The organism is Nonomuraea sp. NPDC050540 (genome assembly GCF_044457485.1).
GTDB lineage: Bacteria > Actinomycetota > Actinomycetes > Streptosporangiales > Streptosporangiaceae > Nonomuraea.
The window spans coordinates 1,138,461-1,156,944 of sequence record NZ_JBITHA010000001.1 but is presented as its reverse complement, the minus strand read 5'-3'; the positions used below and the strand labels follow the sequence as shown (position 1 = coordinate 1,156,944).

General features: G+C 72.6%; 14 protein-coding genes. 5 read left to right on the top strand and 9 right to left on the bottom strand.

The window, feature by feature from the left end:
* Positions 1 to 110: 110 nt before the first annotated feature.
* Positions 111 to 1,949, bottom strand: a complete 1,839-nt coding sequence (locus ACIBI5_RS05215; protein ID WP_397243346.1) for a hypothetical protein — start codon at positions 1,947 to 1,949, stop codon at positions 111 to 113.
* Positions 1,950 to 2,035: 86 nt separating this feature from the next.
* Between ACIBI5_RS05215 and ACIBI5_RS05210 the strand changes: the two genes are divergently transcribed.
* From ACIBI5_RS05210 to dgoD, 3 genes are all read left to right on the top strand, one after another.
* The gene (locus ACIBI5_RS05210; protein WP_397243344.1) at positions 2,036 to 3,160 is read left to right on the top strand and encodes a GntR family transcriptional regulator; all 1,125 of its coding nucleotides are present in this window, start codon (positions 2,036 to 2,038) and stop codon (positions 3,158 to 3,160) included.
* Between the two features lie 222 nt (positions 3,161 to 3,382).
* Positions 3,383 to 4,447 (top strand): Gfo/Idh/MocA family protein, encoded by a 1,065-nt coding sequence (locus tag ACIBI5_RS05205; RefSeq protein WP_397243342.1) that lies wholly within the window; start codon positions 3,383 to 3,385, stop codon positions 4,445 to 4,447.
* Positions 4,444 to 5,592, top strand: coding sequence for a galactonate dehydratase (dgoD, locus tag ACIBI5_RS05200; RefSeq protein WP_397243340.1), 1,149 nt, complete (start codon positions 4,444 to 4,446; stop codon positions 5,590 to 5,592). The genes ACIBI5_RS05205 and dgoD overlap by 4 nt, the downstream gene beginning before the upstream one ends.
* A 6-nt stretch (positions 5,593 to 5,598) precedes the next feature.
* Here dgoD and ACIBI5_RS05195 read toward each other — a convergent pair whose 3' ends face one another.
* Genes ACIBI5_RS05195 through ACIBI5_RS05175 form a run of 5 tightly spaced genes read right to left on the bottom strand, consistent with a single transcriptional unit; the run spans position 5,599 to position 11,910 of the window.
* The gene (locus tag ACIBI5_RS05195) at positions 5,599 to 7,386 is read right to left on the bottom strand and encodes an ABC transporter ATP-binding protein (RefSeq protein ID WP_397243338.1); all 1,788 of its coding nucleotides are present in this window, start codon (positions 7,384 to 7,386) and stop codon (positions 5,599 to 5,601) included.
* Between the two features lies 1 nt (position 7,387).
* The gene (locus ACIBI5_RS05190) at positions 7,388 to 8,272 is read right to left on the bottom strand and encodes an ABC transporter permease (RefSeq protein ID WP_397243336.1); all 885 of its coding nucleotides are present in this window, start codon (positions 8,270 to 8,272) and stop codon (positions 7,388 to 7,390) included.
* Positions 8,269 to 9,264 (bottom strand): ABC transporter permease, encoded by a 996-nt coding sequence (locus ACIBI5_RS05185; protein ID WP_379621636.1) that lies wholly within the window; start codon positions 9,262 to 9,264, stop codon positions 8,269 to 8,271. Before ACIBI5_RS05185 ends, ACIBI5_RS05190 begins: the two co-directional genes overlap by 4 nt.
* Positions 9,261 to 10,916 (bottom strand): ABC transporter substrate-binding protein, encoded by a 1,656-nt coding sequence (locus ACIBI5_RS05180; RefSeq protein ID WP_397243334.1) that lies wholly within the window; start codon positions 10,914 to 10,916, stop codon positions 9,261 to 9,263. The genes ACIBI5_RS05185 and ACIBI5_RS05180 overlap by 4 nt, the downstream gene beginning before the upstream one ends.
* Positions 10,903 to 11,910 carry a LacI family DNA-binding transcriptional regulator gene (locus ACIBI5_RS05175; protein WP_397243332.1) on the bottom strand — a complete coding sequence of 336 codons (1,008 nt, stop codon included), beginning with the start codon at positions 11,908 to 11,910 and terminating at the stop codon, positions 10,903 to 10,905. The genes ACIBI5_RS05180 and ACIBI5_RS05175 overlap by 14 nt, the downstream gene beginning before the upstream one ends.
* 120 nt (positions 11,911 to 12,030) lie before the next feature.
* Between ACIBI5_RS05175 and ACIBI5_RS05170 the strand changes: the two genes are divergently transcribed.
* Positions 12,031 to 14,409, top strand: coding sequence for a beta-galactosidase (locus tag ACIBI5_RS05170; protein WP_397243330.1), 2,379 nt, complete (start codon positions 12,031 to 12,033; stop codon positions 14,407 to 14,409).
* Here the strand turns inward: ACIBI5_RS05170 and ligD are convergent.
* A complete protein-coding gene (ligD, locus tag ACIBI5_RS05165; protein WP_397243329.1) occupies positions 14,361 to 15,563 on the bottom strand; it encodes a non-homologous end-joining DNA ligase in 1,203 nt (400 codons plus the stop codon). The two genes, ACIBI5_RS05170 and ligD, sit on opposite strands and share 49 nt — an antisense overlap.
* Before the next feature lie 17 nt (positions 15,564 to 15,580).
* On the bottom strand, positions 15,581 to 16,189 hold the full coding sequence (locus ACIBI5_RS05160) for a DUF305 domain-containing protein (RefSeq protein WP_397243327.1): 609 nt from the start codon (positions 16,187 to 16,189) through the stop codon (positions 15,581 to 15,583).
* Positions 16,190 to 16,214: 25 nt separating this feature from the next.
* On the opposite strand from ACIBI5_RS05160, the gene ACIBI5_RS05155 reads away from it, so the two are divergent.
* Positions 16,215 to 17,624 (top strand): LVIVD repeat-containing protein, encoded by a 1,410-nt coding sequence (locus tag ACIBI5_RS05155; protein WP_397243325.1) that lies wholly within the window; start codon positions 16,215 to 16,217, stop codon positions 17,622 to 17,624.
* On the opposite strand, the gene ACIBI5_RS05150 is transcribed toward ACIBI5_RS05155, so the two are convergent.
* Positions 17,621 to 18,478 carry a crotonase/enoyl-CoA hydratase family protein gene (locus tag ACIBI5_RS05150; protein ID WP_397243323.1) on the bottom strand — a complete coding sequence of 286 codons (858 nt, stop codon included), beginning with the start codon at positions 18,476 to 18,478 and terminating at the stop codon, positions 17,621 to 17,623. The two genes, ACIBI5_RS05155 and ACIBI5_RS05150, sit on opposite strands and share 4 nt — an antisense overlap.
* Positions 18,479 to 18,484: the final 6 nt, after the last annotated feature.

Sequence of the window (18,484 nt, the reverse complement as noted above, 5' to 3'; positions counted from 1 at the left end):
GGCATCGCCTTTCAGCGGGTGTCTTGAGGCGGGACGGTTTGAGGCGGGCGGTTTTGCGTGGGGCGGTTTTGCGGTGGGACGGCTTGGCGATGGGACGGCTTGGCGGCGGGTCAGCGAGGGAAGGGCGTCGGGTGCGCGGGTGTGGAGACGCTGAGACCGCCCCAGCTCCAGACCACCTCCGCACCACCGCTGCCCTCCGCCCTTCGGCTCTGCGTGCCGAGTTCCGCGGCGGTGTCCTCCGGACGACCGCCCGGTGAGGTGGACCGGGGAGCGGCAGAGCCGACCGAGCCGGCGGAACTGGCCGAGCTGGCCGAGCCGGCGGGGCTGGCCGAGCCGGCGGGGCTGGCCGAGCCGGCGGGGCTGGCCGAGCCGGCGGGGCTGGCGGGGCTGGCGGGGCTTGGAGCGGCGGCCGGTGGAAGGTGGCAGGTCAAAGGGGAGGCGGTGGGCCGCTCGTCGCCGGTGAGCAGTTCGACGGCGAAGCCCGCGCGCAGGATCGCGTCGTGGAAGTCCACGGGCCGCACCTCCCCGCTGTACAGGACGACCTCGGCCGCCACCTCGTCCCCGTCACGAGCCAGCACCCACCCCGCCGAAGCGCCCAGGAAGGACGCGGCGGCGGTGTGCACCACGGCCCGGCGTCCGCCCGCGGCCAGCTCGAAGCGCCCCTCCCCCAGGTCCCGCCCCGACACCCCGTTCCCTCGCAACGTGACCCGCAGCCGCAGGTCCCCCACGGGAAAGACGGATCCGGGCGGCAGGTCGAGGTTGGGGTGGAAGTCGCCGGAGTCGTAGCTGAGCCACCACCCGGCCAGCACGCGCGGCCCGTCCTGCGCCTGGCGGCACCACGCCGCCGACAGGTCGCGCCCGTTGTGCGTCATCCGGGCGCGCAGGACCACGGCCGGGTCGTCGGGCGTACGCCAGTACCCGAGCAGCGGCCGTCGCTGCACCCACGCGAACTCCTCGTTCACGCTGCCCAGGCAGGCGTCCTCGGTCAGCCAGGTGGTCCCGGCGGTCTCGCCGTCGAAGACCGTCCGCACCTCCACGGGGTCCGCGGGCAACGCGCGAAACCGCTCCACCAGGTACGGCGGGCATGCCAGCCCCGGCATCAGCCGAGGCGTCGGGTCTCCCTCCGGCACCCCGGCCCGCTGCCCGATCGGCACCCCGGTCTGCTCCGCCAGATAACGCGTCAACTCGGGCCGCAGCCAGTCGTCGTAGGCCCGAGCGTGCGGCCCCGCCAGTTGCCCGGTCCCGGGATGGAACCGCTCGGCCACCGCGCCCCACACCCGCTCCCGCAGCCGCTCCACGCCGGCCAGGAACTCCTGGTCCGTCACGACCAGCCGGGCCCGCTCGGCGATCTCCAGCAGGAACGGGCTGTAGGCGGGCGAGTTGTACTCGGCGAAGGCGTCCAGCGCGAGGAGGGCGGTCAGCTTGGCCCTGCCGTACTCCAGCAGGAAGGGTTCCGGAAGCAGTTCGCCCGCGGCGGCCGCGGTCACCGAGCCGAGCAGGGCGATGTTGGTGTAGCGCGGGCCGACGTTCCTGCGGAAGATCGACATGGCCGCGTGGCGCAGGGCCGCCGCCACCCCGCCGTCCAGCACGTCCCCGTGTACGGCCAGCACCTGGGCGAGCCGTACCCCGATGAAGTCCGCCCAGTTCCAGTCGGCCGGGCCCATCGCGTGCGGCGGCTCCTCCAGGAAGTAGCCCCAGATGCCGTAGTGCTCGTCCAGGGGGTCGGTCACCTGGAGGGCGGTGACCGCGGCGAGCACCTCGCCCGCGCGGTCCAGGCGCCCGGCCCTCAGTAGCGCGAGCGCGTAGTCGGTGGATTCGCGGGTCTCGTGAACCCTGGTTCCCGCGGGGATCCTGGTGTGGTATCCGTTGCTGCGCGACAGCCGCCAGGGCATGCGCGCGGCGGGATCGTAGCGTTCGTCCTGGAGTTTGAGGAACTGGTCCAGGTCCACGTGGGCTCCTTTCGCCGAATGGGGGCCGACAGTAGTCTTAGCGTGTTAACGTGTCAACGATCACATAGGCAGACGAAGGGGGCGGGATGAGCGACGCTGGCGACACCCAGGAGCCGCTGTACCAGCAGGTGAAGCGGGATCTGGTCGCCGCGATCTCCCGCGGGGAGTACATCGCCGACGAGCCGTTCATCAGCCAGCGGGAGGTGTGCGAGCGCTTCGGGGTCTCGACCACGACCGCCGTGCGGGCGCTCAACGAGCTGGTCACCGAGGGCTACCTGGTGCGCCACCGGGGCCGCGGCACATTCGTGGCGGAGCGGCCCGCCGAGCCTCCCCAGGCCAGGGAGCGCTCGATCGCCTACATCATGCACGGGCACGGACCGCACAACACCGACATCATCGACGGCATCGGGTCGGTCTGCGCCGAGCTGGGCTACCGGATGTTCCTGTCCGACACCAAGGGCTCGGCGGCCGCGCAGGAACGCGCGCTACGGCAGGCGCTCGACACCCAGGCCAGCGGGGTCGCGCTCTACCCGGTGGACGGGCACGCGGAGTCCCCGGCACTCGACGAGCTGCGCCGACGCAAGGTGCCGCTGGTGATGGTGGACCGCTACCTGCCCGAGGTGCCCACGGACGCGGTGCTGTTCGACAACTTCGCCGCCGGGTACCAGCTGACGCGTTATCTCGTCGGCCAGGGCCACCGCCGGATCATGGCGCTGTGGGACGCCACCGACTGCACCAGCGTCCAGGAGCGGCTGTCCGGCCACGTACGGGCGCTGCGCGAGCACGGCATCCCGATCTCCCCCGAGCTCACCGCGCTGACCACCTACCTGCGACTGCCGGACGAGCGGCGGCGGGCCATGCTGGCCGGGCTGCTGGAGCGGGCCGAGCCGCCGACGGTGCTGCTGTGCGCGAACGGCTACGTGCTGGCCCACGCCGCCACCGACCTGACCCGGATGGGCGTGCAGGTGCCGGAGAAGGTGGAGCTGGCCGGGATGGACGACGCGGGGCCGTTCGACCTGCTGCCGCTGACGGTCGCGGCGGCGCAGCTGCCCTCGCGGGACATGGGTGAGCGGGCGATGCGGCTGCTGGCCGAGCGGATCGACCAGCCGGACTCGGGCCGCGAGATCGAGCACATCGTGCTGCCCATCGAGATCCGCACCCGCGACGCCGCCTCCGCCTACCTCCGCGTCGTCTCCACGCAGTCCGCCTGACACCCAGGCTGCCTGACACCCTGTCCACCTGACACCCGGTCCACCTGACACCAAGGCCGCCTGACACCAAGGCCGCCCTGACACTCGGGCCGCTTGACACCCGGTCCGTCCTGACACCTGGCCGCCGACACCCGGCCCGCTCGATCCGCTCCCGCCCCTTGCCGGGGTGGGAGCCTCCCCATACGCTCACGGTAAGCGCTTTCCAAGCAGGAGGTTCCCTCGGTGCCGCCCCCCATCCGCGTAGCCGTCGTCGGCGGCGGCCAGATCGCGAACGCCGTCCATATGCCGACATTTCGTAAATTGCCGGAGGACATCGAGGTCGTCGCCGTCGTCGACGCCACCGAGGACCTGGCCAGGTCCTTCGCGAGCCGGTGGGAGATCCCGCACGCGAGCGACGACCTGGACGCCATGCTCGCCGAGGTCAAGCCCGATCTCGTGGACATCGCCAGCCCGCCCTCCCTCCACCGCGAGCAGGCCGTCGCCGCGCTGCGCGCCGGGGCGTGGGTGTGGTGCGAGAAGCCGCCGTGCCTGTCGCTGGAGGAGTACGACGCCATCGCCGCCGCCGAGCGGGACGGCGGGCCGTACGCCTCGATCGTCTTCCAGCAGCGCTTCGGTTCCGGCGCGCGGCACCTCAGGCGTCTGATCGAGTCCGGCGCGCTCGGCGCGCCGTATGTGGCGCACTGCCAGACCACCTGGTACCGCGACCCCGCCTACTACGCCGTGCCGTGGCGCGGCAAGTGGGCGACCGAGGGCGGCGGGCCGGCGATGGGGCTCGGCATCCACCAGATCGACCTGCTGCTGGAACTGCTCGGCGACTGGCGCGAGGTGCGCGCCATGGCCGGCCGGCTGGCCCGTGACATCGAGACCGACGACGTGACCACCGCGCTGGTGCGCTTCGAGTCGGGCGCGCTGGCCACCGTCGTCAACACCGCCCTGGCGCCGCGCCAGGTCAGCCACCTGCGCATCGACCTGGCCGCCGCCACCTTCGAGCTGACCCACCTGTACGGCTACGCCAACGACGACTGGACCTGCACCCCGGCCCCCGGCGTCGAGGAGATCCCCTGGCCGCCCCCGCGGAACGAGTCCAGCTCCCACCTCGGCCAGCTGCGCGGCCTGGTCGCCGACCTGCGCGCCGGCCGCCGGCCGCGGGCCAGCGGAGACGACGGCCGCCACTCCCTGGAGCTGATCACCGCCATGTACCGCGCCGCGCAGACCGGCGAGACCGTGCGCAGAGGCCAGATCGCCCCGGGCGACCCCTTCTACTCCAGCTTGGAGATCACCCTGTGAAGATCAGCGGATTCGAGCTCTTCTTCGTGGAGCCGCGCTGGCTGTTCCTGCGCGTCGACACCGACGAGGGTGTGAGCGGCTGGGGCGAGCCGATCGTCGAGGGCCGCGCCGAGACGGTCGCCGCCTGTGTGCGCACGCTCATGGACGTGCTGTCCGGCGCCGACCCGCGCCGGGTCGAGGACCACTGGCAGGTGATGACCAAGGGCGGCTTCTACCGGGGCGGCCCGGTGCTGTCGAGCGCGGTCTCGGGCATCGACCAGGCGCTCTGGGACATCAAGGGCAAGGCGCTGGGCGTGCCGGTGTACGAACTGCTCGGCGGCCCCGTCAGGGACCGGGTCCGCGTCTACACCTGGGCGCACGGAGACACCCCCGAGAGGCTGGCCGAGGACGCGCGGGCGAAGGCGGCTGCCGGGTTCACGGCGGTCAAGTTCGCCGCGTGGGAAGGGCCGCTGCCCGCGGTGCCGTCGGCGGCGCAGGTGCGGGCGGTCGTCGCCCGCTTCGCCGCGGTCCGCGAGGCGGTCGGCGACGGCGTGGACGTCGGCGTGGACCTGCACGGCCGCTTCAGCGCCGCCGCGGCCCGGCGGGTGCTGCCGCTGCTGGAGGAGTATCTGCCGATGTTCGCCGAGGAGCCGGTGCTGCCGGAGTTCTCCCGCGACCTGCGCCACGTGGTGGAGAGCACGTCGGTGCCGATCGCCACCGGCGAGCGCCTCTACTCCCGCTGGGACTTCCGCGACGTCCTGACCACCGGCATCGCGGTCGCCCAGCCGGACCTGTCGCACGCGGGCGGCATCTCCGAGGTGCGCAGGATCGCCGCGATGGCCGAGACCCACGACGTCACGCTCGCGCCGCACTGCCCGCTCGGCCCGATCGCGCTGGCGGCCTGCCTGCAGGTGGACTTCGCCACGCCCAACTTCCTCATCCAGGAGCAGTCGCTGGGCATCGGCTACAACACCGGCGCCGACCTGCTCGACTACCTGGCCGACCCGTCGGTGTTCGCCTTCTCCGCCGGCCACGTCGGGCTTCCGTCCGCGCCGGGGCTGGGCGTGGAGGTGGACGAGCGGACGGTACGGCGGGCCGCCGAGCGCGGGCACGCCTGGCGCAACCCGGTCTTCCGCCACGAGGACGGCTCGTTCGCCGAATGGTGAGACCTCCTACAGGGAGCCGGTGAGCGTCGGGATCGAGTCGAGCAGCAGCTTGGTGTACTCGTGCTCGGCGTGCCTGATCACCCGCGGCGCCGGACCGCTCTCGACCACCTTCCCGTCGCGCAGCACGATCACCTCGTCGGCCAGCAGCCGCGCGCTGAGCAGGTCGTGCGTGATGTAGAGCATCGCGATGCCCCGGTCGCGGGCCAGCCGGTCGAGGAGCTGGAGGATCTCGGCGCGGATCGAGACGTCCAGCATGGAGATCGGCTCGTCGGCCACGAGCACGCCGGGCTCGGGCGCCAGCGCGCGGGCGATGACGACCCGCTGGCGCTGCCCGCCGGACAGCTGGTGGGGCAGCTTGTCCAGGTACTGCTCCGCCGGATGCAGCCCGACCGCCTCCAGCAGTCCGGCCGCCTTCTCCGCCGCCGCCCGCTCACCGAGTCCGAGGTGGTTGCGCAGCGGGCGGGCGAGCGCGTACCCGACCGTGCGGGTGGGGTTGAGCGCGGCGAACGGGTCCTGGAAGACGATCTGCACGTGCCGCCGGTAGCGGGTGAGCCGCCGCCCGCGCAGCCCGCCCACGTCGAGGTCGCCGAAGACGACGGTGCCCGAGGTGGGCCGTTCGATGCCGGTCACGAGCCTGGCCAGCGTGGTCTTGCCCGATCCGCTCTGTCCGACCAGCGCGGTCACCCGGCCCGGCCGCAGGTCGAAGGAGACCCGGTCGACGGCCCGCGTCACGGTGGTGCGCCACCCGCGGCGTACCCGGTAGTCCTTGATCACCTCCCGCACCGACACGACGGGCTCGCGCGGCGCGGGCTCAGGGCGGTCCGGGGTGAACGCGCGGGTCCGGCCCGCCTCGGGCAGGTCGCCGCCGAGCACGCAGCGGACCGCGCCCGGCCCGGCCGGGGCCAGCGGGGGGTGGGTGGTGGCGCAGGCGGCGACCGCGACCGGGCAGCGCTCGCGGAAGCGGCAGCCGCTCTGCTCGCGCGACAGGTCCGGCGGGCGGCCGGGCACGTAGTCCACGCTCACCTCGGCGGCCCGCGGGTCGGCGTAGGAGCCGAGCAGGCCGCGCGTGTAGGGATGCATCGGGCGGGTGAGCATCGCGGCGGCGGGCTGGTCCTCGACGATCTCCCCGGCGTACATCACCATCACCCGGTCGGCCATCTCCATGACGGTCCCGAGGTCGTGGCTGATGAACAGCACGGCGAAGCCCAGCTCGGCCCGCAGCTCGCGCAGCCGGTCGAGGATGGTGCGCTGCACGACCACGTCGAGCCCGGTGGTGGGCTCGTCCAGCAGCACGAACTTCGGCCGCAACGCCAGCGCCAGCGCGAGCGCGGCCCGCTGGCGCATGCCGCCGGACAGCTCGTGCGGGTAGCGGCGCAGCACGTCCGGGTCGAGCGCGACCATCTCCATCAGCGCCGCCGCGTCGCCATGGGCGTCGTGCGCGCGGAAGGCGTCCTCGAACTGCGCGCCGACCGTGATGACGGGGTTGAGGGCGTTCATGCTGCTCTGGAAGACGGTGGAGATCCTGGCCCACCGCAGCGGCCGCAGGCTCTCCTCGCTCGCGCGCGTGACGTCCACGCCGTCGAAGACGACGCTCCCGCCGCTGATCGCGGCGGGCTTGTCCAGCAGCCGCAGTACGGCGTTGCCGAGCGTCGACTTGCCGCACCCGGACTCCCCCAGCAGCCCGGCGAACTCGCCCTCGTCCACGTCGAAGCCGACCCGGTCCACCGCGCGCACCGGCGCGGCGTCGCGCGGCCGGTAGGTCACCGACAGCTCGCGCACCTCCAGCAGGGCCATGTCAGTCCTCCCTCAGGTGCGGGTTGCTCAGCGCGTCCACGCCGAAGTTGACCAGCGTGAGCGCGATCATCAGCCCGGCGAAGGCCAGGCCGGGCGCCACCAGCCAGGCCCATTGGCCGGTGAGCATCGCGCCGCCGTTGTTGGCCTGGTTGAGCATCGCGCCCCAGCTCACGCTGGCCGGGTCGCCGAGCCCGAGGAAGGAGAGCCCGGCCTCGCCGCCGATCGCGCCGAGGCAGGCGCCCATGAAACCGACCACGACGAGCGAGGTCATGTTCGGCATGATCTCCTTCATGATGATCCGGGTGGTGGAGTCCCCGGCGAACTTGGCGGCCGTCACGTAGTCGCGGGTGCGCAGGGAGATGATCTGCGCCCGTTTGATCCGCGCGCCGTACGCCCAGCCTGTGACGCTGATGACCGCGACGATCAGCCACAGGCCCTTGACCGGCGAGTACGCCGCGAGGGTGATCATCAGCGGCAGGACGGGCACGACCAGCGCCAGGTTGGTGAAGAAGGAGAGGATCTCGTCGACCAGCCCGCCGAGGTATCCGGAGGTCAGCCCGACGGCCAGCGCGATCACCGTGGACAGCGCCCCGGCGGCCAGCCCGACCACCAGGGAGATCCGGGCGCCGTAGATGAGCTGGGAGAGCACGTCCTCGCCGCGCGCGGTCGTGCCGAGCCAGTGCCCGGCGCCGGGCGGGAGCGACCCGTCGAAGGAGTCGTCACGCGGCCCGTACGGCGCCAGCCAAGGCGCGAGCAGCCCGACGGCGACGAACCCGGCCAGCATGACCAGCCCGATCCGGCACTTGCGGTTGCGCCACAGGATGACCAGCCAGCCGGGCAGCCGGGTGGCCCGCCGGGCCTCGGTGGCGGCCAGTTCGGCGGTCATGCGGCCACCTCCCTGCGCACGCGCGGGTCCAGCACGCCGTAGAGCATGTCGGCCAGGAAGTTGGCGAGCAGGACGCCGATCGTGATGAACAGGAACAGGGCCTGCATGAGCGGGTAGTCGCGGTTGGTGACGGAGTCGAGCATCATCCGGCCGAGGCCCGGATAGTTGAAGATCGACTCGACCAGGACGGTGCCGCCGAGGATGCCGCCCAGCGCCATGGCGAAGCCGGTCACGTTGGGCAGGATGGCGATGCGGGCGCCGTAGGTGAGCGCGATCCTGCGCTGGGGCAGGCCCTTGGCGCGGGCCAGGCGGGCGTAGTCCTCGCCGAGCGTCTGGACCATGTTGTTGCGCATGCCGATGATCCAGCCGATCGGGCCGACGATGAGCAGCGCCAGCGCGGGCAGCACGCTGTGCTGGAAGGCGTCGGAGAAGAAGATCCAGCTCCAGCCGGGGTTGGAGCCCGGCCCGTAACCGCCGCGGGCGGGGAACCAGTTGAGCGTGATCGCGAAGACGTAGATGAGCATGAGCGCCAGCCAGAAGAACGGCAGCGTGCCGACGAACGTGGAGCCCAGCGTGATCACCGAGTCGGTGCGGGTGTTGCGCCGGTGGGCCGCCCACGCGCCGAGCAGCGTGCCGGCGGCGAACGAGAGCACGTGCGTGACCCCGACCAGGATGACCGTCCACCACAGCGCCTGCCCGATCATGTGCGTGACCGGGTAGGGGAAGTAGGTGTAGGAGACCCCGAACTCGCCCCGCAGCACCGCGCCCAGGTAGTTGACGTACTGCGTGAGCAGGGTGCCGTCGGGGGCGCCGAGCATCGTGCGCACCGCGGCGACCTGGGCGGGGTCGATCGCCTGGCTGCGCCCGCTGAGCCGGGCGACGATGGCCTCGGCCGGGTCCCCCGGCTGCAGTCGGGGGATGAGGAAGTTGAGCGTGACGGCGGCCCAGAGGGTGGCCGCGAAGAAGCCGGCCCGCCGCAGGAAGTACCTCATGCCGGCTTCAGGTTCGTGATGATGAGCAGGTTGTCGCCCGGGTTGGCGTAGGGGTTCTTCGCGTCGGGCCAGCCGACGGCCTTGTCGGTCTGGTACTGGAACCACTTGGCCCCGTACCACAGCGGGATGACCGGCACCCGCTCCATCATGATCGTGGCCAGGCCGGCGACGGCCTTCTTCTGGGTGGCCTCGTCGGTGGCGACGCGCAGTTCGTCCAGCAGCCGGTCGGTCTCGGCGTCCTTCCAGCGCACGAAGTTGGAGGCCGCCTTCTTGCCGATCGGCGCGCTCTGGTCGCCGGCGAGCGGCTCGGCGAAGTTCCTGAACATGTTGCACGAGCCGCCGTGCACGCCGAGCAGCGCGTCGTAGCTGCCGATCGCCCGGTCGCTCTCGTAGGTCGGGAAGTCCGGGGTCTCCAGGTCGACGTCGAAGCCGAGCGCCTTGAGGTTCTTGACGATGATCTGGCCGGCGGCCAGCCAGTCGGTCCACTCGCCCGGCACCTTGAACGTGAACGTCAGCGGCTTGCCGTCCTTGCCGAGCCGGGTCCCGTCGGCGTCCTTGGCGTAGCCGGCGGCGGTGAGGGCGGCGTCGGCCTTGGCCGCGTCGTACGGGACGAGGCCCCGGCCGGCCAGGCCCGGCGGAAGCCACTTGTCGTGGCCGGGGACGACGAGGCCGCTCTGGCTCGCCTGGGTGACGTAGCCGTTCTGCGACTTGTCGATGATCTGCCTGTGGTCGAAGGCGCCGGTGAGCGCCTTGCGGAAGGCCAGGTCGTCGAAGGGCTTCCTGGTGAGGTTGAGGTAGACGCTGATCGTGCCGCCCGGCGGGTACCAGTAGTGGTTGACCTTGGGGTCGCGGGCCACGTAGGCCTTGTCCACGTCGGGGATGAACATCGCGTTGTGGTCGTACTCGCCGCGGCTCATCTTGAGCTGGTCGATCGGGCCGCCGCCGTCGGCCTTGTGGAAGCGGATCTCCTGGACCTTGATCTTGCCGGCCTGCCAGTAGTTCGGGTTGCGCTGGATGGTCAGTTGCTGGCGGTTGAAGGCCTTCACGGTGAACGGGCCGGTGCCGACGGGGTTGTCGGCGTTGACGAACGTCGTCGGGTCGGAGACCTTCGACCAGATGTGCTCGGGCACGATGAGGACGTTGACCGCGAGCGTGAAGGCGGAGGCGCCGGCGTCCTGGAAACGCATGGTGACGGTCGAGGCGTCGGTGGCCTCGACCGAGGACAGGTAGCGCCACACGCCCTCGTTGTCGAAGGCCGGATGTTTCTTGATCAGGGAGTAGCTGTAGGCCACGTCCTTGGCGGTCAGCGGGGCGCCGTCGGTCCACTTCACGCCCTGCCGTACCCGCAGGACGAGGGTCTTGGGGTCGGTCCAGGAGTACGCGGCGGCCAGCCAGGGCTTGGGGGTGCAGGAGAAGTGGTCGTACTCGACGAGCTTCTCGAAGAGGTATCCGGTGGCGCCCAGCTGGGTGGCGAGCAGGTAGGGGTTGTAGTTGGCCTGCGGCTCGGTGCCGCCGCCGAAGTCACCGTAGTCCAGGTGACCGATCATGCCCTGGGCGGTGTCCTGCGGGGCGGCCATGCCTTCGGTGCCGGTGCATCCGGCCACGGCCAGTGCCGCCACTAACGCGATGAGGATCTGCTTACGTCCTCTCACCTTTGCTTTCACTCCTTCTGCTGGTGGTGCAGCCGCAGCTCTCGCGCAGCACCGGTTCGGTGGCGAGGACCGCGTCCATGACGGCACCCGGGCCGCCGAGTCCGGAGATGAGCAGCCGCGCGGTGGTCGCGCCGAGTTCCCTGATGGGCTGGCGGACCGTGGTCAGGCGAGGCTGTACGAGCGAGGCCATGGGCACGTCGTCGAAGCCGGTGATCGCCACGTCGGCGGGCACCGACAGGCCGCGGCCGAGCGCGCCGATGAGCAGGCCGAGCGCGGTCTCGTCGTTGGCGCAGACCACCGCGCGCGGGCGGCGGCGGCCTTCGAGCAGTTCTCCCGCGGCGATGACGCCGTCGGACTGCTGCAGCCCGAGCCGCAGCGGCTCGCGCGGCGCGCTCACCTTGGCGGCGCGGTGGGCGGCCTTGAACGCCTCCCAGCGCTCGGTCACGTCGGGCGAGCCGTCGGGGTTGCCGATGAACGCCAGCCGCCGGTACCCGTGGTCGGCCAGCAGGTGCCTGGTCAGCTCGCCGATCGTCGTGTTGTCGGCGCGCACGGCGGGCACGCCGTCCATGGAGCGCCCGGCCAGCGTCACGACCGGGACCAGCTCGGCGACCCGCCGGAGCGCGTCGTCGCTGATCGTGCCGCCGTGGACGGCCATGCCGTCCACCCGCTCGGCCATGGTGAGCACCTGCTCGCCGGCGCCGGCGCGGTGGTGGGTGGCCAGGATGTGCACCGAGGCCCCCGCCGCCATCGCCTCCGACTCGAAGCCCTGGATGAGCTCGGAGAAGTACGGCCCCGCCAGCCCCGGGAAGACCATCGCCACCGAGCCGTGCTTCTGCTCGGCCAGGGCGCGGCCCATCTGGCTGGGGCGGTAACCGTATTCCTCGATGACGCGGAGCACGCGCTCGCGCATCTCGGGGCTGACCTGGCCCGTTCCCCGTGAGACGCGGGAGACGGTGGCGACGGAGACCTGGGCGATCTTGGCGATTTCTCGCACTGTCGGGCGTCTGTTGCCCATCTGCCCGCCTCCGCCGTAACGTGTTGCTGTAACCGCTTTCAGCGACCATATGTGAGGAACCTCACCACGGCAAGACCCCCACGGAGAGGACCCGTCCGCATGCGCGACATCCGTCTCGGCCGGCGCAGGATCCTGATCGACGGCGTGCCCTCGCTGGTCATGAGCGGGGAGGTGCACTACTTCCGGCTGGCGCCCCACGACTGGGGCGACCGCCTCGACCGGCTGGCGGAGGCCGGGTGCACGGCGGTGGCGACGTACATGCCGTGGCTGGTGCACGAGCTGCCCGACGGCTCCGTCGACCTGACCGGCAGGACCGGCGGGCACCGGGACCTGACCGGGTTCCTGGACCTGGCGGCCGAACGCGGGCTGGCGGTGATCGCCCGGCCGGGGCCGTTCGTGATGGCCGAGCTCAAGAACGAGGGCATCCCCTACCGCGTCTACGCCCGGCACCCGCAGGTACGTCCGGTGACGTGGGACGGCGCGCCCGTGCCGACCGGGACCCTCGACTACCTCGCGCCCGCGTTCCTGGAGGAGGTGGACGCCTGGTACGCGGCGATCATGCCGGTCCTGGCCGAACGGCTGGCGCCGCGCGGCGGGCCGGTGGCGGCGGTGCAGCTCGACAACGAGGTCGGGATGTTGTCGTGGGTGAGCAACTCCCCCGACCTCACCGACGGCGTGCTGACCGACTTCGCCGCGTGGAGCGGCGGCGCGTTCGGCGGCCTGTCGCCGCGCAGCCCGTCCGGCCCCGGCTCACCGGCCTTCCACCACGCGCTCGGCGCCTACAACCGCGACCGCTACGCCCGCTACCTCGCGTTCCTGCGTGAACGGGCCGAGGCGTACGGGGTGCGCGGCGTGCCGTACCTGGTCAACATCCACGGGACCGGCGGCGGGCGCGGCAGGACCTACCCGATCGGCATCAGCCAGCTCTACCTCGCCTACCGGGGTCAGCCGCAGCTGACCTCGGGCTCCGACCACTACCTGGGCGACCTCACCGTGGGCAACGTCGCCGACCTGTACGTCGGCAACGCGTTCATGGCCGCCGTGCACGACGCGGACCAGCCGCTCACCTCGCTGGAGTTCGAGGCGGGCACCGGCGACTACGGCGAGGACCTGGCGCTGATGGTGCCGCCGTCGGCGCTGGAGCTGAAGACCCGGCTGTGCGTGGCGCAGGGGAACCGGCTGATCAACTACTACCTGTTCGCGGGCGGGGTGAACCCGCCGCTCGACGTCCCCGCGGGCGACGGCAACGACCGCGTCGCGTTCACCGGCGAACGCCACGGCTTCGCCGCGCCCGTGGACCCGGAGGGACGCACCGGCCCGGCGTTCGCGGCGATCCGGTCGGTGCTGTCGGCGGTGCGCGGGGCGGCGGACCTGCTGGCCGACATGGACGAGGAGCACGACGACGTGGCGCTGGGCTTCGTGCCCGACCACTACCTGACCGAGTACGCCTACCCGGGCGACGCCGAGCGGCGGGCGATCGTGGCCGACCTGGAGCGTTTTCGCGGGATGGGCTCCAGGGACGTCGTGGCCCGCGCGCTGCTCCTGGCCGGGTTCTCCTTCCCGGCCGTCGACCTGCAGGAGGATTTCGGCCCCGGCCGGGTGCTGGTGCTGGGCAGCGCGACCACGCTCGCGGCGGGGGTCCAGCGGCGGCTGGCCGCGTACATCCTGGACGGCGGGCGGCTGCTGCTGGCCGGCATGCTGCCCGCCCGCGACACCGACGGCGCGCCCTGCACGATCCTGGCCGAGGCGCTGGGCCTGTCGGCCGGGCCGCCGGTGGAGGGCTCCGCCGGGTTCTTCCCCTCGGTCCGCGCGGAAGCCCACACGGAAGGCCACACGGAAGGCCACGCGGAAGGCCGCGTGGGAGGGCGCGCGGAAGGTGGCGTGGGAGGGCGCGCGGAGGTCCGGGTCGGCGTGCTGCAGCATCTGATCGCGCCGGAGGCGGAGGTCCTGGTCCGCGAGGCGGTCTCGGGCGCCCCGGTCGGGGTGCGCGTACGCGCCGGGTCCGGCCAGGCGATCGTGCTGACCTGCGACTACCCCTGCCATCTGGACTTCTGGACCGGCCTGCTCGCCCTGCTCGGCGCCCGGCCCCGCCACACCCACGACGCGCCGGTCCCGGGCATCGTGGTGACCTCCACCGCCGACGCGGACGGGCAACGTCTGGTGCACCTGCTGAACGTCAGCCCGGTGGACCAGTCACTCGTGCTCAGCCGCGACGGCGAGCCGCTGTTCGGCGGGCGCGGGATCGACCTGCCCGCCCGCTCCGGCCTGATGCTCCCCGAGGGCGTCGGCGACCTGGCCTGGTCGACCTGCGAACTGGCCGGTCCCGGTCTGCTGCGCCGGCGCGGCAAGGGCGACGCGGCCCAGGTCGGGGACCGCCTGCTCACCTGGCCCGACGACCCCGCCGCCCGCGGACAGACCGTCCGGCCGGGTCAGGAGCGCCCGGCTCCCGGCCACTCCACGCCCTCGAACGGGTCGTAGTCGACCTCCAGCTCCTCCTGCGGCGGCCGCTGCTCCTCGGGCACGTGCTGGAGGTTGACCCGGATCCGGTACCACACGCTGCTGCGCCCGCGCATCCCGTCGACCAGCACGTCAGCGGGCTCCAGCAGGGCGGCCACCTCCGGGTGGCGCTCCTTCCAGCGCTCGAACCCGGCCATGGCCTCGTCCTTGTGCTGCGCCCGCGCGATCTCGATGAGCGGCATCGTCTGCTGCCGCCGCCCCTCCCCCTTGGGCGCCTTGGGCGCCGGCCCCAGCGACTCGGCCAGCTCCAGCAGCCCGTCGAGCACGCCGGCGTGCAGATCCATGTCCTCCCACGGGTCGCCGATCTCGGCGTAGCGCTTGGGCACGGTCTCGATGGTGAACGCCTCCGGCCGGCAGCCCGGCACCTCGTCCCAGGTCAGCGGCGTGGACACGCGGGCATCGGCCACCGCGCGCACCGAGTAGGCGGAGGCGACGGTGCGGTCGTAGGCGTTCTGGTTGAAGTCGACGAAGACGCCCTCACGCTCCTCCTTCCACCAGCGGGCGGTGGCCAGGTCCGGCGCGCGCCGCTCGACCTCGCGGGCGACGGCCTCGGCCGCCTTGCGCACCTGCGCGTACGGCCAGCGCGGCTCGATCCTGGCGTAGACATGGAAACCCCGCGACCCGGACGTCTTGGGCCAGGCGGTCAGCCCGTGCTCCTCCAGCACCTCGCGCGCCACCTGCGCGGTGGACAGCACGTCGCGGAAGGGCACGCCGGGGATGGGGTCGAGGTCGATGCGCAGCTCGTCGGGGTGGGCCAGGTCCCCCGAACGCACCGGATGCGGGTTGAGGTCGACGCAGCCCAGGTTGAGCACCCACACGAGCTGGGCCAGGTCGCCGACCACGACCTCGGCCGCGCTCAGCCCCGAGCGGTACTTGAGCTCGGCCACCTCGATCCAGTCGGGCCGCTTGGCGGGCGCCCGCTTCTGGAAGAAGGCCTCCTCGCGGATCCCGTGCACGAACCGCTTGAGGATCATCGGCCGTCCGGAGACGCCGCGCAGCGCCCCGCCGGCCACGGCCCGGTAGTAGGAGATCAGATCGAGCTTGGTGTATCCGGCCTCGGGGAAGACCACCTTGTCGGGGTTGGTGATGCGCACCTCTCGCCCAGCCACGTCCATGCACTCAACATACGTGCTCACTCCGACAAAGCCCGGGACCCCCGCAGCAGCGCCCGCATCCGGGTGATCTCCGCGCCCTGCCCCTGATCGATGTCGGCGGCCAGCGCCCGGATCGCCGGGTCGGCGCCTTCCTCGACCACCCGTCCGGCCAGGTCGAGCGCGCCCTCGTGGTGGGCGATCATCCCGGTGAGGAGGGCCCGGTCGAAGTCCGCGCCGCGCAGCGCCGCCATGGTGTGCCCGCCGGAGTGGGCGGAGTGCTCCGGTGTACGGCCCAGCCGCCCCAGCCACGTCGTCAGCCAGGTGATCTCGGCCTCCTGCGCGACCCTGACCCGCTCGGCCGCCGCCAGGACGGGCCGCGAGGTGGTCCGCCCGCGGGCCAGCGCGGCCATCTCCAGCCCCGCCCGGTGATGGGCGATCATGGCTTCGGCGAAGCGCACGTCGGCCGCGTTCGGCCGCTCGACCGGGGCGACGGTCTGGCCGGGGGTGGCGGTGGCCGCGGGCTCGCCGGGGCCGCCGGGCAGGATCACGGGCGGCCCGCCGGTGGGGACGACTCCCCCCGGGGGCGGCTGGGCCGTACACGCGCAGGCGAGCACTGTCACGGCGGCGATCACCGCGTTACGGTTCATCTGGGCAAAATCTACGACGAACGGGGTGACCGTGCGACGGGGTGTTCTCATCGGGCCGCTCGCCGTCCTGTTGTCCGGATGCCTGTCCGGGTGCGCGGGCGAGCCGCCGCTCCGCGCCGCGCCGCTGCCCGTGGTGTCCGACACCCCGGCCCCCACGGGCGCCCCGATCGACCCGGACATCCTGAAGAAGCACGACGCGACGATCAGGCACAGCGACAACCTCCGGCCCATCGCCGGGGTGAACAACCCGCCCCCTTTCGACACCGCCGCCGCCATCGGCACCGACCTCGCCTTCACCGGGAACCACGCGATCGCCGGCAACTACGAGGGCTTCACCGTCTACGACGTCTCCGCGCCCGAGCGGCCCGTGATCGTCAGCCAGGTCTACTGCCCCGGACCGCAGAACGACGTGACGGTCAGCGGCAACCTGCTCTTCCTGTCGGTGGACCTGCCCATGGGCGGCGCGAGCTGCGACCCCGGCGTCTCCGGGCGTACCTGGGAGGGCCTGCGGATCTTCGACATCACCGACAAGGCCGCCCCGAAGTACGTCGGCGCGGTGGCGACGCCGTGCGGGTCCCACACCGCGACGCTCGTCTCGGCCGACGCGCGGAACGTCATCCTCTACTCCTCCTCCGCGCCCAGCCGCCTCGGCGGCGGCGCCGGCGCGGCCTGCGAGCGGAACAAGGGCCGGCTCACCGTGGTGAAGGTGCCGGTGGGCGACCCGGCCAGGGCGGCGGTGGCGGCCACGCCCGTGGTGCTCGACGACGGCGGCACCGCGCTGCCCGAGCCGTTCGGCTACGGCGGCTGCCACGACGTCACCGTCTTCGCCGCCAAGAAGCTGGCCGCCGCCTCCTGCATCGGCGACGGCCTGCTGCTGGACGTCACCGACCCGTACGACCCGAGGGTGCTCGACCGGGTCCAGGACCCGGAGCACTTCGGGTACTGGCACTCGGCGGTCTTCACCCGCGACGGCGAGCGGGTGGTCTTCTCCGACGAGTTCGGCGCGGGCCGGTCGGTGGTCTGCGACCCCAAGACCGGCCCTCAGCTCGGCGGCAACGGCGTCTACGCCATCGAGAACGGCAGGCTCAAGCTGCTCGGCTACTTCAAGATCCCCCGACCGCAGCTCGCGCCGAAGACGTGCAGCGCGCACAACGGCTCGCTGGTCCCGGCCCGGGGCAAGGACATGATGGTGCAGGGCTGGTACGACGGCGGCGTGTCGGTGATCGACTTCACCGACCCGGCGCGGGCCAGGGAGATCGCCTACTTCCAGCGGGAGAAGTCGCCCTTCGACCACGGCGGCTCGTGGGCCGCCTACTTCTACGCCGGCCACATCTACTCCAGCGACATGATCGCCGGCCTGGACGTGCTGAAGCTGACCGGCGTGCCGTTGGATCCGGCCCTGCCCGGCGAGTTCAACCCGCAGACGCAGCGCTAGGAGAAGCGGCCGTGCCGGCCCTCCCCCGAGGCGAACCTGGCCGCCCCCGCCAGCCCGTCCTCCAGGGAGATCATGCCGTGGCGCAGCTCGTTGACCATGGCCTCGCGCTCGGGCAGGCCGTCCTGCTCCAGAGCCGACAGCCGGTCGCCGCGCAGGCACGTCTGCGGGAAGGCGGCCAGGGTGGCGGCCAGTTCCTCCGCCGCCTGCCGCGCGGTGCCGGTGGGCACGACCCGGTTGGCCAGGCCCATGGCCAGGGCCTCCCCCGCCTCGACGGGGCGGCCGGTGAGTATCAGGTCCATGGCCCGCGACAGGCCGATCAGGCGCGGCAGCCGTACCGTGCCGCCGTCGATGAGCGGCACGCCCCAGCGGCGGCAGAAGACCCCGAAGACCGCGTCGCGCTCGGCGACGCGCAGGTCACACCAGAGGGCCAGCTCCAGCCCGCCCGCGACGGCGTGGCCCGCGACCGCGGCGATCACCGGCTTGGACAGGCGCATCCTGGTCGGCCCCATCGGGCCCTCGCCCTCCTCGCCGACGTGGTTGTCGAGCCGCTTGAGGTCGGCGCCGGCGCAGAACGTGCCGCCCTCGCCCCACAGCACGGCGACGGCCGCGTCGGACTCCTCGAACTCGGTGAACGCCGACACCAGCGCGTCGGCGGTCTTCCTGTCGACGGCGTTGCGCGCTTCCGGCCGCGACAGCACGACCGTGCTCACCGGGCCCGCGCGCTCCACTCGGACGCTCATGGCTCTCGCCTCCGTGATCCGTAGTCGCCGAACGGGGTCGTCGCGCTCACGCACGGCGGTCTGGTCGCACAGCAGCTTGAGCATCTCCACCCGGTCGCCGGGAAGCAAGGCCATCCGGGA